The organism is Sanguibacter sp. A247 (assembly GCF_052324925.1).
Taxonomy (GTDB): domain Bacteria; phylum Actinomycetota; class Actinomycetes; order Actinomycetales; family Cellulomonadaceae; genus Flavimobilis.
This window is the reverse complement of record NZ_JBQPRE010000001.1, coordinates 118,162-132,263: the sequence shown is the minus strand read 5'-3', so window position 1 is coordinate 132,263 and position 14,102 is coordinate 118,162. Positions and strand designations below refer to the sequence as shown.

General features: G+C 69.6%; 12 protein-coding genes. All 12 read right to left on the bottom strand.

Annotated elements, in window-relative coordinates:
• Positions 1-37: 37 nt before the first annotated feature.
• The 12 genes from ACTVCO_RS00590 to ACTVCO_RS00535 all read right to left on the bottom strand — a co-directional run bounded on the left by ACTVCO_RS00590 (position 38) and on the right by ACTVCO_RS00535 (position 14,071).
• Positions 38-466 (bottom strand): RidA family protein, encoded by a 429-nt coding sequence (locus tag ACTVCO_RS00590; protein WP_443726447.1) that lies wholly within the window; start codon positions 464-466, stop codon positions 38-40.
• 43 nt (positions 467-509) lie between these two features.
• Entirely contained in the window at positions 510-1,868 is a 1,359-nt protein-coding gene (locus ACTVCO_RS00585; protein WP_443726446.1) for an alanine racemase, read from the bottom strand.
• A complete protein-coding gene (locus ACTVCO_RS00580) occupies positions 1,865-3,445 on the bottom strand; it encodes an N-acyl-D-amino-acid deacylase family protein (RefSeq protein ID WP_443726445.1) in 1,581 nt (526 codons plus the stop codon). The genes ACTVCO_RS00585 and ACTVCO_RS00580 overlap by 4 nt, the downstream gene beginning before the upstream one ends.
• Positions 3,442-5,154 (bottom strand): beta-N-acetylhexosaminidase, encoded by a 1,713-nt coding sequence (locus ACTVCO_RS00575; RefSeq protein WP_443726444.1) that lies wholly within the window; start codon positions 5,152-5,154, stop codon positions 3,442-3,444. Before ACTVCO_RS00575 ends, ACTVCO_RS00580 begins: the two co-directional genes overlap by 4 nt.
• Complete coding sequence (locus ACTVCO_RS00570) at positions 5,151-6,020, bottom strand: ABC transporter ATP-binding protein (RefSeq protein WP_443726443.1); 870 nt, start codon at positions 6,018-6,020, stop codon at positions 5,151-5,153. The genes ACTVCO_RS00575 and ACTVCO_RS00570 overlap by 4 nt, the downstream gene beginning before the upstream one ends.
• Positions 6,017-6,919 carry an ABC transporter ATP-binding protein gene (locus ACTVCO_RS00565; RefSeq protein WP_443726442.1) on the bottom strand — a complete coding sequence of 301 codons (903 nt, stop codon included), beginning with the start codon at positions 6,917-6,919 and terminating at the stop codon, positions 6,017-6,019. Before ACTVCO_RS00565 ends, ACTVCO_RS00570 begins: the two co-directional genes overlap by 4 nt.
• A gap of 3 nt (positions 6,920-6,922) precedes the next feature.
• Positions 6,923-7,927 (bottom strand): ABC transporter permease, encoded by a 1,005-nt coding sequence (locus ACTVCO_RS00560; protein ID WP_443726441.1) that lies wholly within the window; start codon positions 7,925-7,927, stop codon positions 6,923-6,925.
• Positions 7,920-8,915: an ABC transporter permease gene (locus ACTVCO_RS00555; RefSeq protein WP_443726440.1), complete on the bottom strand. Its 996-nt coding sequence runs from the start codon at positions 8,913-8,915 to the stop codon at positions 7,920-7,922. Before ACTVCO_RS00555 ends, ACTVCO_RS00560 begins: the two co-directional genes overlap by 8 nt.
• Before the next feature lie 46 nt (positions 8,916-8,961).
• The gene (locus tag ACTVCO_RS00550; RefSeq protein WP_443726439.1) at positions 8,962-10,686 is read right to left on the bottom strand and encodes an ABC transporter substrate-binding protein; all 1,725 of its coding nucleotides are present in this window, start codon (positions 10,684-10,686) and stop codon (positions 8,962-8,964) included.
• A 212-nt stretch (positions 10,687-10,898) separates the two neighbouring features.
• Positions 10,899-12,233 (bottom strand): MFS transporter, encoded by a 1,335-nt coding sequence (locus ACTVCO_RS00545; RefSeq protein WP_443726438.1) that lies wholly within the window; start codon positions 12,231-12,233, stop codon positions 10,899-10,901.
• Between the two features lie 90 nt (positions 12,234-12,323).
• A complete protein-coding gene (locus ACTVCO_RS00540) occupies positions 12,324-13,418 on the bottom strand; it encodes an inositol-3-phosphate synthase (protein WP_443726437.1) in 1,095 nt (364 codons plus the stop codon).
• A gap of 2 nt (positions 13,419-13,420) precedes the next feature.
• The gene (locus ACTVCO_RS00535) at positions 13,421-14,071 is read right to left on the bottom strand and encodes a PadR family transcriptional regulator (protein WP_443726436.1); all 651 of its coding nucleotides are present in this window, start codon (positions 14,069-14,071) and stop codon (positions 13,421-13,423) included.
• Between the last annotated feature and the right edge of the window lie 31 nt (positions 14,072-14,102).

Sequence of the window (14,102 nt, the reverse complement as noted above, 5' to 3'; positions counted from 1 at the left end):
GGGCTCGGACGCGGTGCACGGCCTGCGCCCCGCGCAGCTAGTCCGCGACGATCGCGAACGCGACGATCGCGAACGCGTCGATCTCGACGAGCATCTCGGCGCGCGGGAGCCCGGTGAAGACCGTCGTGCGCGCCGGCAGGACACCCGTCGTCGACCTGGCCGTGACGAAGGCACCGTAGGCGTCGTTCATGAGGGCGAAGTCCTCCCGACGCGTGAGGTAGACGCGCAACATCATGATGTCGTCGAACGTCGCCCCTGCAGCCTCGACGATCGCGAGCACGTTGTGCAGCGTACGGGTCGTCTGCGCTGCGACATCCCCGGGGAAGAGGTACTCGCCCGTCGCCGGCTCGACCGGTCCCTGGCCTGAGACCTGCACGAACGGTCCCCGACGCACACCCTGGTGGAACGTGTGCGCGGGGGCAGGTGCGTCGGGCGTGCTCACGGCAACCTTGGGGCCAACGGACATGGTGTCTCTCTTCGGTCGTGGACGGGCGGTGGGACGCGAGGGTTCAGAGCTGGGTCTCGATGACGTCGATCGCGCGGCCGTCGAGGCCGATGAGCACGGCCGTGCGCCACTTGTCGAACACGGTGCACGGGTGCGACAGGCCGAGCGTGATGACCTGGCCCGGCTGGAGGGACGTCGGCGTCGGGGCGTCCGGCGGCCCAGCGGTATGACGCAGGTACGCGTGCTGGTCGTCGACCTTCGTCACCGCCCACCCCGAGATGCCCAGAGGAACAGGGAGGTCGATGTCGTACGGCACGTGACGTCGACCCGCGCCGAGGACGGCGAGGCCCTGCTCGGGCGTCGAGAGGACCTGCGTGTGCACCCGGAGCGCAGGCCTGGGCGCCTCGGCACGCCACTCGGCGGGCATCCGCGACCACGGGTTCGCGCGCGCGAGCAGACCGTCGTCGTGCGTAAGATACGCGCCCGCACGGACGACCGGGTGCACCGAGACCGCGTTCATGTACCCCGGCGGGAGGACCGGGCCCGGAAGAGCGTCGAGCACGACGTCGAGGTACGCGCTGCCCCCCGCGGAGACGATGACGGCAGGCTCGTCGGCCACACCCGCGGGTGAGGTGAGCGTGACGACGCCGCTCGCGACGAGACGGCCGGCGAGCTCGCGCAGGTCCGCGACAAAGCGTCGGACGGTCGCGAGCGCCGCCGCATCACAGCCCCGGGCGACGGAACCTTCGTAGCCGCTCACGCCCCGCACCGGGACGTGCTGAGCGTGGGCGAGCCGGCCGAGGGCCTCGGCCTCCTGAAGGCTGCGTGCCCCTGCCCGGCCGCCGCTCGCACCGAGCTCGACCAGGATGCCGGGCACCGCCGCGCCGATGTCGTGCAGGCCGGGGATCGAGGCGAGGACGCCCGCGATCACCTCGATCCCGCGCGCTGAGTCGACCTGGACGAGGACCTCGACAGGACGCCCGAGCGACGCGCGGCGCGCGAGCTCGCTGCACAACCAGCGCAGGTCACGTGCGTCGACGAGCTCGTTGGCGACGACGACGCGACGCAAGGCGGGCAGCTCCCACGCCAGGACGGCCCGCAGCTGAGCCCCGTCAGCGACCGTCAGACCCCACGCACCCGCGGTCAGCTGACGCTCCGCGAGCTGCGGTGACATGTGCGTCTTCGCGTGCGGCGCATGAAGCGCGCCCCGGTCGGCGGCGATCCGCGCCATCGTCGTGAGGTTGTGGTCGAGCGCGTCGGCGTCGATCGTCAGCAGCGGCCACGAGAAGAGCGCGTCGGTGAGCGCAGGACGATGCGCCGCGAGGTGTGCCCGCACCTCCTCGAGCGGTCTGGCCTCGTCGAGACGCAGTCCCTTCGTCCACGGACCGACGGTGGTCCCGGGACGCGTCGTGGTCGTCGTCATGTTCGACCGCCTCCTGGCTGAGGGCGCAGCGCGCGCCCGGGCGTGGCTCCCGTGAGCCTTCCGGCGGCGAGCACGGGGACGCCGGCGACGACGACGTCGTCGATACCGTCCGCAGGCACGCGCGGATCGACGTACGTGGCGCGCGGGGCGAGCGCGCCCTCGTCCACGAGCACGATGTCGGCGACCGAGCCGATGCCGAGGGTTCCGCGCGCAAGCGCGTGCGCGCGGGCCGCGCGGGTCGACAGGTGCTCGACCGCGTCGGCCCACGACCATGGACCGACCGGTGCGAGCATGCGCGCAAGCGTCGCCGGGAACGTCGCCCAGCCACGAGGATGCGGGTGCGAGCCCGGGTAGATCGCGTCCGAGCCGACGGTGTGCCCGGCGTGGGACGCGAGCGTCGTGAGGGCGGCGTCCGTCCCCGTCGGTGGCTGCTCGAAGAGGCACGTGACCCGCAGGTCGGACGTGAGCAGAAGGCGCAGCGCCGCGTCCGCGGGAGTGCTCCCGAGCCGCGCGGCGACGTCGAGGAGCGTTCGGCCCTCGGCCCACGCGAGCTCCCCCGGGACTGACGCGAGGGTCACCCGGGGCCACAGATCGTCGAGCGTCGCGAGGTGCGCGGAGACCCGTGCCGCGGCCACGGGCTCGGCGAGCGCCTCCCGGGTGGCGGAGGCGTCCGCGAGCGGGAGCCACGTCGGCAGCGCAACCATCGAGAGGATCGAGCAGCCGCGCAGGTAGGGGTAGGAGTCGAACGTCATATCCACGCCCGCGTCGGTGGCTGCCGCCAGGGCCCTGACGATCTCGTCGGCAGGACCGTGCAGGTGCGAGACGTGCGTGCGCACGCCGGTCGCGACGGCGAGCTGCGTGAGCTCGCCGAGGGCGCGCGCCGCGTGCTCCTCGTAGCCGCGCATATGGCTCACGTGGACAAGATCTCGCTCCGCCACGGCGCGTGCGAGAGCCTCGAGCTCTGCGCGGTCCGCGTACGCGGCCGGGACGTACTCCAGACCCGTCGACAGCCCGACGGCGCCGTCGTCGAGAGCCTCCTCGAGGAGCGAGACGATGCGCGCCCGGGCCGTGTCGTCCGCGGGTGCCGCCGATCCTCCCAGGACCGCGTGCCGCAGCGTCCCGTGCGGCACGAGGTAGGCGACGTTGAGCGGGGTCGTCGCCTCGTACGTCGCGAGCAGGTCCGCGACCGAGCCGCCCCTGAACGTCGGGTGCGGTCCGAGGATCCCCGCGAAGTAGGCGCCCGCCCAGCCGGCCCCGGACGGATCCGGCGCGAACGAGACGCCGTCGAGGCCCAGGACGACGCTCGTGACGCCCTGGCGCAGGAGGGCCAGCTGGATGTCGGGCTCGAAGAGCGCCGACTCCGCGTGCGAGTGCGCGTCGATGAAGCCCGGCAGAGCGATGCGGCCGTCCGCGTCGACGACCTGGTCCGCGGTCGCTGTGCCCGCTGCACCCGCGGCGCCCGCGGCGCCCCCGGTGCCCGCGGGGATGAGCGCCGTGAGCCGGTCACCCGTGACGTGAAGGTCGACGGGGTCGGAGAGACCCGTGCCCTCGGGCACACGGGCGCCACGGATGATCATGCCGGCGCCCCCGCGGTGTTCTCGTTGCCCTCGTGCCACCCGCCGACGTGGCCCTCGGGGCCCGCTGCCGCGAGCGTGGCGGCCAGGTCGAGCGGCCATCCCGGGACTCCCGGGCGCTTCTGCCACGGGAGCGGGCCCGCAAGCGGGCGCAGCTCGACGCCTGCGGCTGCAAGCCGCGGCAGGTGGGCGTCGACAAGGCGAGCGTGGAACTCTGCCTGAGCGGCCGAGCCGGGGGAGCGGTCCGTCACGTGCGACCACGCGACCTCGGCAAACGCCGCGAGCCTCGGGAAGGCCGCGTAGTCGCGCCGTCGGGCGTCGGGAAGGTGCTCGGCCCAGAGGCACGCCTGCACGCCGAGGACCCGGCCCGGGCCGACCGGGCCCGCGAGCTCAAGCACGTCGGCGGGCAGGGGCTCGAACGCGTAGACGTCCTCCAGGGTGCGGACAAAGCCCACGGGGACGGGCTCGTCCTCGCCGTCGGCCGCGCGGTGGTCGAGGTAGACGACCTGCTCGGGCGCCATGACGACGTCGTGGCCGGCCTGCGTGGCGCGTACGCCCGCGGCGAAGCCGCGCCACGACGTGACGATCGTCTGCTGCGGCAGGTGCTCGGTCACGGCGTCGTCCCAGACGACGGGACGCCGCCCCACGCTCAGCACGTGCTCGGCGAGGCGGCCGACGAACCAGCCGTGCAGCTCGTCGACGGACGCAAGCCCGAGCGCCTCAGCCTGCGCGACGACGTGAGGTGCCTCGCGCCACAGGTGGGGCGGAACCTCGTCGCCTCCGAGCCCGAGCCACGGCCCGTCGAAGACGTCGGCGAGCTCGTCGAGCACGGTGCGGAAGAAGTCGAGCGTCGCCTCGCCCGGGTCGAGCACGTCGGTCGAGATCCCCCACGTGACGCCTACCTCGCGCGGCTTCGCGGAGACCCCCAGGTCCGGGTAGGCGGCGATCGCCGCCTCGACGTGCCCGGGCACGTCGATCTCCGGCATGATCTCGATGCCGCGGGCCCGCGCGTACGCGACGATCTCGCGCAGGTCGTCCTTCGTGTAGAAGCCGCCATGCGGCTGGTTGTCGAGGTTGGGGAAGCGCCAGGCTCCCACCTGCGTCGCCCGGCGCCATGCGCCCACCTCCGTGAGGAGGGGGAAAGCGTCGATCTCGACGCGCCAGCCCTGGTCGTCGGTGAGGTGCAGGTGCAGCACGTTGAGATGGTGCGCGGCTGCGAGATCGACGAAGCGCAGGACGTCGGCCTTCGGCATGAAGTGCCGGGCGACGTCGAGCAGAACTCCGCGCCACCCGAACCGCGGAGCGTCTTCGATCGCGACGACCGGAAGCTCAAGGTGCGCCGGCGACGCGCTGGGCGCGCGCCGGAAAGCGTCAGGGCCCGCAAGCTGGCGCAGCGTCTGCACGGCGGCGAACGCACCGCCGAGGTCGCCCGCCATGATCGTCACGCGCGGACCGGTGCGGCTGGTTGCCAGGGTGTAGCCGCCGGCGGGCAGGACGGGGTCGAGATCGAGGACGACGTGAGCGTCGTCCTCAGCGAGGACGACGTCAATCCCCAAGGCATCCGCGGCGTCACGGGCCCACCTGCGGGCGGCCGGACGGAGCTGAGGAGCGACACGCAACCGCGTCCCGTCGTGGAGGGCGACGGTCCCCTGACCCGCGGCGACAGAACGCGGGAGGGGCAGCGGAGCGCGTGACGCCGCGGTGCCGGTCACAGGCCGCTGGTGCCGAAGCGGTCGCCGGGGCCGGCGCCGCTCGCGAGCTCCTCACGGACCTCGCGGCGGAGCTTGCCCTGGTTGGTGGGCTCGGGGGCGGCCGAGAGCAGCAGCTTGGTGTAGTCGTGCTGCGGGTTGAGGATGACCTCGTCGGACGGGCCTCGCTCGACGACCTTGCCGCGGAACATCACGAGGATCTCGTCCGAGAAGTGGCGGGCTGTCGCGAGGTCGTGCGTGATGTAGAGGACACCGAGGTTCTCTTCACGCTGGAGGCGCGCAAGCAGGTTGAGCACCCCGAGGCGGATCGAGACGTCGAGCATCGAGACGGGCTCGTCAGCGATGAGGAAGCGGGCACCGGGAGCGAGCGCACGGGCAATCGCGACGCGTTGGCGCTGCCCGCCCGAGAGCTCGTGCGGGCGCCGGCTTGCGTACGCCGACGCGGGTGTGAGGTTGACGCGCTCGAGCAGCTCGTCGACGAGCGTGTTCATCTCGTCACGCGAGCGTGCGCGGCCATGGATCGTCAGCGGCCGTTCGAGGTGGTGCGCGATCGAGTGGAACGGGTTGAGCGAGGCGAACGGATCCTGGAAGACCATCTGCACGTTGTTGCGATAGTCGCGCAGGCCCGAGCCGCGGGTCGCGGAGTCCTCACCGTCGAGCAGGATCTGCCCCGACGACGGGGTCTCGAGCTTCGCGATCATCCGGGCGACGGTCGACTTGCCGGAGCCTGACTCGCCGACGAGCGCGATGGTCTTGCCGGGCTCGAGCGTGAAGCTCACGTGGTCGGCCGCGCGCAATGCCGTGCTCCTCAAGCCCTTGCGGATCTTGAAGTCCTTGGTGAGGTCACGGACCTCGAGGCTCCCGGTCACTTGCCCGCCTCCGTCGTCGTCATTCCGGTGCGGACGAAGTCGCCGCGCTCGCCGAAGAGGCTCGGGAACGACCCGAGGAGCTTCTTCGTGTACTCGTGCTGAGGTGCCCCGAGGATGTTCTCGGCGGTGTCGAGCTCGACGATCTCACCGGACCGCATCACGGCGATGCGGTCGGAGATCTCCAGGAGCAGCGGCAGGTCGTGCGTGATGAAGATGACGGCGAAGTTGAACCGCTCGCGCAGGCGCATGATCTCGCGCAGGATCCCGCGCTGGACCACGACGTCGAGGGCCGTCGTCGGCTCGTCCATGATCATCACCTGCGGGCTGAGCGCGAGCGCCATGGCGATCATCACGCGCTGGCGCATGCCGCCCGAGAGCTCGTGCGCGAAGGAGCCGAGGCGGCTCGGGTCGACGCCGACGAGCTGCAGGAGCTCGGCGGCGCGCGCCTCCTTCTCCTTGCGAGACATCGTCGGACGGTGCGTCGTGAAGATGTCATGCAGCTGCGCACGGATGGAGATGACCGGGTTGAGCGAGTTCATCGCGCCCTGGAACACCATCGAGACCTTGTCCCAGCGGAAGGCTCGCAGCTGTGCGTCGCCCAGTGCGACGACGTCGATGTTCTCGCCGCTGTCGTCGTGGAAGGTGACGGCGCCGCTCGTGAGGAGCGCCGGCGGCTTGAGCAGGCGGTTGAGTCCGTACGCGAGCGTCGTCTTGCCGCAGCCGGACTCACCGGCGAGGCCGAGGATCTCGCCGCGGTTGAGGGTGAGCGAGACGTGCTTGACGGCCTCGACCGGTGGCGTGACCTCGTAGGTGACCGAGACGTCGGTCGCTGTGAGGACGGGGGTCTGCTGCGCGAGGTAGGCGGCGTGCTCGGCAGAGCTCAGCGGTGCGACGGGCATGTCTCAGGCCTCCTTCGGGGCTGCGGAGGACGTGACCTCGGCGCCCGCCTTGCGCGCCTTGCGGACGCTCTTGACCGCGGCCGGAGCATTGCGGAGCTTGGGGTTGATGATCTCGTCGATCGAGAAGTTGATGAGCGAGAGGCCGCAGCCGAAGAGGGCGATGAGCAGGCCCGGTGGGACGAACCACCACCACGCCCCGATCTGGAAGGCGTTGTGGGCCATCGCCTGGTTGAGCATGACGCCCCAGGTGAGGGACCCTGAGGGGCCGAGGCCGAGGAAGGACAGACCGGCTTCGGCGAGGATTGCTGCGATGAACGCGCCGAGGAACTGGGCAGCAAGGAGCGGCAGCAGGTTGGGGAGGATCTCGACGAGGATGATGCGAGTCGGTCGTTCGCCGGCGACGCGGGACGCCGCGACATAGTCCCGGTTGCGCAGGGATCGTGCTTGCGTGCGCAGGACGATCGCTGGCCCGGCCCAGCTGGTGAGCCCGAGGATGATCGCGATGACGATGAGGTCGCGGTTCTCGAGGTAGGCCGCGATGACGATGATGAGTGGCAGGCCCGGGATGACGAGCATGATGCTTGTGATGAGCGAGAGGATCTCGTCGGTCCACCCGCCGACGTACCCGGCGACGATGCCGAAGACGAGCGAGAGCGTGATCGCGATGACTCCGGTGACGAGCCCCACCATGAGTGAGCCTGCGGCGCCCTCTGCGAGCTGGGCGAGGACGTCGGCGCCGAGGTTGTTGGTGCCGAGCAGGTGCCCGCCGCCCGGGGGCAGGAAGCGGTCGGACTCGTAGACGCGGGGGTCCTGCGTGACGTGCGGTGCGATGAGCGCGAACGCGGTGATGCCGATCGTGAGGATGAGGCCGACGATGAGCTTGCCGGACATCCGCGGCATGAAGGACCGCAGGCCGCCGCGCTGGGGTGCGCCGCTGAGGACGGGTGTTCCTGCCGCTGGGCTGAGCGCGGCGTCGGCGGTGGTCTCGATGGTCGTGTTCTCAGACATTCTGACGCGCCCTCGGGTCGATGATTCCGTAGAAGATGTCCATGAGGAAGTTCGCCGCGAGCACCGTGAGGGTGATGACGAGGAACACTCCCTGCATGAGAGCGAAGTCCTTCTGGGTGACTGCGGTGATCATGAGCTTGCCGATGCCGGGGTAGGAGAAGACCTGCTCCATGACGATCGATCCGGCGACGACGAACCCGAGCGTGATCGTGAAGCCCGCGAGCGAGGGGAGTGCAGCGTTGCGGGCCGCGTAGGTGAGGAAGACGCGTGAGGGCTTGAGGCCCTTGGCCTCGGCGGTCGTCACGTAGTCCTCCGACAGCGTCGCGACCATCATGTTGCGCATCCCGATGAGCCAGCCGCCGACGGAGGAGATGACGATCGTGGCCGCTGGGAGAACGGCGTGGAATGCAGCGTTCGAGATGAACGCCCATGACATCTCGGGCCCACCACGGAACTCGCGGGCCGAGTAGCCGCCGATGATCGGGAACATCCCGAGGTTGACAGCGAAGACTGCGACGAGGACGAGCGCGAGCCAGAAGTAGGGGATCGACTGCAGGAGCGCAGATCCGGGGATGAACCCGTCGACCCACGTGCCTCGCTTCCAGCCGGCCCAGGCGCCGAGCCCGACTCCGAGGACGAACGCGATGACGGTCGCGGTGCCGACGAGGATGAGGGTCCACGGCATCGCGTCCGCGAGAAGCTCTGTCACGGGGGTGGGGTACTTCGTGGTCGAGATTCCCAGGTTGCCCTGGAAGAGGTTCGACCAGTACCGCGTGTACTGCTCCCAGAGGGAGTCGGTGGGTGAGCCGAAGAGGAGCTGGATCGTCTTCTCCATGGCGGGCGTGACTTCGCCCCCCTGGCGGAGGAGGTTCTCCCTGAAGATGTCGGCGGGATTGCCCGGCATGAGCTTCGGGATGAAGAAGTTGAGGGAGATGGCTGCCCAGAGGGTCACGAGATAGAAGGTGATCCTTCTGACGTAGAACTTCATCGTGCTGCCGTCCTCACTTCGTTCCAGCTCCTCTTCGGCTCAGATGTCACTTCGCGGGACCAGTGAGGTCAGCGAGCACGACACCCGAGGAGACCGAGCCCCACGAGGCCGGGAACGCGAACATGTTGTCCTCGGTCGGCCAGTTGCTGTAGTCGACCGTGTTGAAGAACGTCTGCGTGGCGTTGATGATGAGCGGGATGTAGGGGAGATCGCGGACGATCTCCGTCTGGATCTTGCCGTAGGCCTCCTTCTTGGTGGCCTCGTCACGCGTCCCTGCTGCGACCGCGACGGCGTCGTCGACGATCTTGTTCGAGTACCGGGTCATGTTCCACTGGCCGGGCTCGAGGTTGGTGCCGACCTTCTGGGTGTGCGTCCCGGCGAACCAGTCGCGGTAGAGCTGGAACGGGTCGGACAGCGACGTGCCGACCATACCGCCGATGATGAGCTCGTAGTCGCCGGAGAGGCGGGCGTTGGAGAAGCCGTCCCAGTCGGTCGTCTCGACCGTGACCTCGATGCCCGCGGCCTTGGCCTGGGCGGAGATGAGCTCGGTGGCTGCGACGTAGTCGGACCAGTCGGAGATCACCATGAGCTTCATGGAGACCTTCTTGCCGTCCTTGGCGAAGATGCCGTCCGAGCCCTTGGCATAGCCCGCGTCGGTGAGGGTCTTCTCGGCCCCCGCGACGTCGGCCGCCTGAGCGATCTCCTTGGGCATGTCGTCGGCGATCCACTTGTCGTCACGGCCCAGGAGCGCGAACGTCGGTGAGATCGAACCGGCGAGACCGACGAAGGCCTTCTTGTTGATCGTGCCGCGGTCGAGCGCGAGGCTGAGGGCATTGCGGACGGCGGGGTCCGTCTGAGCACCCTCGCAGCCAAGATCTGCGTTGGCGCACGTGTAGAGCACGGTCGGGTCCATGGGCGTGTTGACCATGGCGACCTCGCCGCCGCCGGTGAGCGACTCGGGGTTCGGCACGAAGAGCGACATGTAGTCGAGCTCGCCCGCCTGCATCATGGCCTGTGCGGAGCTGTTGCCGTCGATCCCGAGGTACTGGACCTCCTGGAGCGCGGGCTTGCCCTTCTGCCAGTAGGTCGGGTTGGCCTTGAGCGTGTACGACGCGGACGTCGCGGCCTCGAGGACGAACGGTCCGGTCCCGACGGGGGCAGTGTCGTTCGCGAACGCCACGAGCTTCTCAAGGTCGGTGAACTCGCCGAAGATGTGCTTCGGGACGATGAACGTCGCGCCGAAGATGGCCCACTCGTTGGTGAACGACGGCGCGTTGAACTTCAGCTCGACGGTCGAGGCGTCGACGGCCGTAGCGCTGTCGATGTAGTTCGCCTTGGCGACGTTGGTGAAGGAGAAGACGACGTCGTCGGCGGTGAAGTCCTTGCCGTCGTTCCACTTGACGCCCTGGCGGATCTTGATGGTCGCCGCGGTCCCGTCCTCGTTGAACTCGAAGGACTCGGCAAGCATCGGGGTGGCCGGGTCGGCCGACGTCTTGTTGTAGTGGAAGAGCGTCTCGTAGATGGGGCCGAGGGCGCCGTGGAGCACGGTGGGCGCGTACGGGTTGAAGTTCGGCGTGATCGGCGTCTGTGAACCGGCGAACACGACGAGCGGGCGGTCGATCTTGGCGGCGGCGCCGTCAGAGGAGCCCGAGCCACCGGGCTTCGGGGTCTCGGTGGGCTTGTCGTCGCCGGCGCAGCCGGCGGCGAGCAACGAGAGGCTTGCCGTGAGAGCTACCACGGGGAGCATGCGCTTGCGGGTAGTGCGGAACATTCGTCGTCCCTTTCGCTCAATGACGCATCATTGCGCCAACGGGCCTCCGCGAGGAGGGCTGCAGCCATAGTAAGGAACACTTACTTACCCATGCCCGGTCAGTCGGAGGTTGTTACCAAGATGAGACTTCGTTAGGCAGCCAACCTGACAAACGCGTGGGACGCCTCCCGCGACGGTCCCCACGGCGCACGACCAGCCGGCCGGAGAGCCGGTCAGGCCGCCTCGGACTCCCGCGCCGCGCGGCCCGGAAGCTCGACCTCGTGCGCAACCCGCGCCCCACGCCCCGCAAACACCCACGCCACCACGACGTACACCGCCGCAAGCGCCCCGTACAACGGGCGCGAATAGCCGTCGTCGGGCAGGACGAGCGCCGCAAGCGCGGCCGCACCCACGAGCCCGGTGTTGTAGAGGACGTCATACAACGCAAAGGCGCGTCCCCGGAACTCGTCGGCCGTATCCCGCTGCACGATCGTGTCGACCGCGATCTTCGCACCCTGCGACGACAGCCCGAGCGCGGCTCCCGCCACGAGCATGAGGGGAAGCGAGACGTGAATCGCAAGCGCGCCCTGCGCGAAGGCCCCCAGCCCCAGGCACACGAGGATCCATCGACGCTGCCCGAGCCGAGCCCCCACGGTGGGTGACAGTACGACGGCCGCCGCGAACCCCACGCCGGTCGCGGCGCCGATCTGAGCGAAGGTGCCGAGCCCGCCCGTCGCATCCGCGGGGTCAGCGAGATAGTTCTTCGCGAGCAAGATCCCGTAGACCATGGTCATGCCGAACAAGAAACGGTGCACGGCCATGACGACGAGCGCCTGCCCTGGCGTCCCGCGCCGCCAGAGGTAGTGCGCCCCCGCGGCTAGGTCCCGCGCCATGACACCCAGCGAGCTGCGCAGAGGAGTCCGATCGGGATCCTCGGGGCCGAGTCGATCGGCACGCAGACGCAGCGCGAGCGCAGACGCCCCGGCCATGAGCACCGCGGCGACGACGACGGCGCCCGCGTCCTTGACCCGGCCCGCCGGTGCGACGAGCCCGATGACCAGCCCGAGCCCCGCGCCCACCCCCGACGCCACAGCTCCGAGAGTCGGCAGGAGGGAGTTCGCGGTGAGGAGCAGCGGACCGTCGACGATCCGCGGCAGACCCGCCGACAGGGCGGAGAGCAAGAACCTGTTGATCGACAGGTTGACGAGAGCGAGGACGTAGATCCCCAGCCCCAGATCCTCGCCCGCGGGCGTCGCGAGCATGAGCCCACCGATGACGATGGCGACCGCCGAGCGCACGAGGTTGCCCACGAGGAGCACCTGCCGCCGACGCCAGCGATCGAGGAACACGCCAGCCCACGGGCCGACGATCGTGAACGGCGCGAGGAGCACGGCGAAAGCGACCGCGACCTGCCCGGCGCTCGACGCGCGCTCGGGAGAGAAGAAGAAGAGGGTCGCGAGGCCGGCCTGGAACATGCCGTCGGCCGACTGGCTCACGAGCCTGATCGCGAAGAGCCGTCGGAAGTCACGGATCTTCAGCAAGGTCCCGAGCTCAGTGATGACGCGCACCCGACCACCGTAACCGGGACCTGCACAAACGGGTGAGCCCCGCGCCGTGGCGCGGGGCTCACCCGTGACAGAGTCCGGAAGGACGAACGGTCAGCGCTCGACCTCGCCGGCGATGAACGCCTCGAGACGGGCGCGGCCGACGCCGTCCTCCATCTGCAGCGGCGGCGACTTCATGAAGTACGTCGCAGCAGCGTGGATCGGGCCGCCCACGCCGCGGTCCTTGGCGATCTTCGCCGCGCGCAGCGCGTCGATGATGATGCCGGCCGAGTTGGGGGAGTCCCAGACCTCAAGCTTGTACTCGAGGCTCAGGGGAACCTCACCGAACGCGCGACCCTCGAGGCGGACGTATGCCCACTTGCGGTCGTCGAGCCACGCGACGTAGTCGGACGGGCCGATGTGGACGTTGCGGTCCTCCTTCTTGCCGGCCAGAGGGCCGTCCTCAAGGTTGGAGGTCACGGCCTGCGTCTTGGAGATCTTCTTGGACTCGAGACGCTCGCGCTCGAGCATGTTCTTGAAGTCCATGTTGCCGCCGACGTTGAGCTGGTACGTCCGGTCGAGGATGACACCGCGGTCCTCGAAGAGACGCGCGAGCACGCGGTGGGTGATGGTCGCGCCGACCTGCGACTTGATGTCGTCGCCGACGATCGGCACGCCAGCGTCCTCGAACTTCTTCGCCCAGACGGGGTCGGAGGCGATGAAGACGGGCAGGGCGTTGACGAAGGCGACGTTCGCGTCGATCGCGCACTGGGCGTAGTGCTTCGCGGCAGCTTCGGAGCCGACGGGGAGGTAGCAGATGAGGACGTCGACCTTGTTGTCCTTGAGCTGCTGCACGACGTCGATCGGCTCGGCGTCCGACTCCTCGATCGTCTCGGCGTAGTACTTGCCGATGCCGTCGAGGGTCGGGCCGCGCTGGACGGTCACGCCGAGCGGCGGGACGTCGGCGATCTTGATGGTGTTGTTCTCGGACGCGCCGATCGCCTCGGAGAGGTCGAAGCCGACCTTCTTGGCGTCGACGTCGAGCGCCATGACGAACTCGATGTCCTTGACGTGGTAGTCGCCGAACTGCACGTGCATGAGGCCGGGGACCTTCTGGTCGGCCGGGGTCTCGCGGTAGTACTGGACGCCCTGGACGAGCGACGCGGCGCAGTTGCCGACGCCGACGATGGCGACGCGGATGGAGGTCATCCTCACTCCTTGCTGTTCGTGCCGGGACGGCGGTCGTCCGCGGCTTCGTTCTGCGTGGTGCTGCCCGGTGCGCGTCGCGCCTCGGACCGCGGAGCACGGGGACGCCCGCGCTCGGTGTCGATGAGCTCGTCGAGCCAAGCGACCTCGTGCTCAACCTGTTCCAGGCCGTGCCGCTGAAGCTCGAGCGTGTACTCGTCGAGACGCTCGCGGGTCCGGTTGGCGCTCTCGCGCACCATCTCCAGGCGTTCGGCGAGCCGCGTGCGACGTCCTTCGAGGATGCGCAGGCGGGTCTCGGCGTCGGTCTTCCCGAACAGGGCGAACCGCACGTCGAAACTCTCGTCCTCCCAGGCCGCGGGGCCTGCTGAGGACAGCAACCCTTGCAGGTACTCCTTGCCGAGCGCCGTGAGCTCGTACACGATGCGCGAGCGGCGTCCGGAGAGTGCGTGCTGAGGAGGGGCGTCCGTGGTTTCGGTCCCGGCGATGAGAGCGCGCCCTTCGAGAGAGCGCAGGGCCGGGTAGAGGGATCCGTAGGAGAGCGCGCGGAACGACCCGAGCACGACGTTGAGCCGCTTGCGCAGCTCGTAGCCGTGCAGGGGAGAGTCAGCGAGGATGCCGAGGATCGCGGTCTCGAGAACCGTCGATCGTGCGCGCACGCTGCACCTCCCCGCCTGGTCGTCGCGCGAG

Excerpts from the sequence above, each read along its gene's own strand:
- ACTVCO_RS00590 (WP_443726447.1), bottom strand. The coding sequence starts at position 466 with ATGTCCGTTGGCCCCAAGGTTGCCGTGAGCACGCCCGACGCACCTGCC.
- ACTVCO_RS00585 (WP_443726446.1), bottom strand. The coding sequence starts at position 1,868 with ATGACGACGACCACGACGCGTCCCGGGACCACCGTCGGTCCGTGGACG.
- ACTVCO_RS00580 (WP_443726445.1), bottom strand. The coding sequence starts at position 3,445 with ATGATCATCCGTGGCGCCCGTGTGCCCGAGGGCACGGGTCTCTCCGAC.
- ACTVCO_RS00565 (WP_443726442.1), bottom strand. The coding sequence starts at position 6,919 with ATGCCCGTCGCACCGCTGAGCTCTGCCGAGCACGCCGCCTACCTCGCG.
- ACTVCO_RS00560 (WP_443726441.1), bottom strand. The coding sequence starts at position 7,927 with ATGTCTGAGAACACGACCATCGAGACCACCGCCGACGCCGCGCTCAGC.
- ACTVCO_RS00555 (WP_443726440.1), bottom strand. The coding sequence starts at position 8,915 with ATGAAGTTCTACGTCAGAAGGATCACCTTCTATCTCGTGACCCTCTGG.
- ACTVCO_RS00550 (WP_443726439.1), bottom strand. The coding sequence starts at position 10,686 with ATGTTCCGCACTACCCGCAAGCGCATGCTCCCCGTGGTAGCTCTCACG.
- ACTVCO_RS00540 (WP_443726437.1), bottom strand. The coding sequence starts at position 13,418 with ATGACCTCCATCCGCGTCGCCATCGTCGGCGTCGGCAACTGCGCCGCG.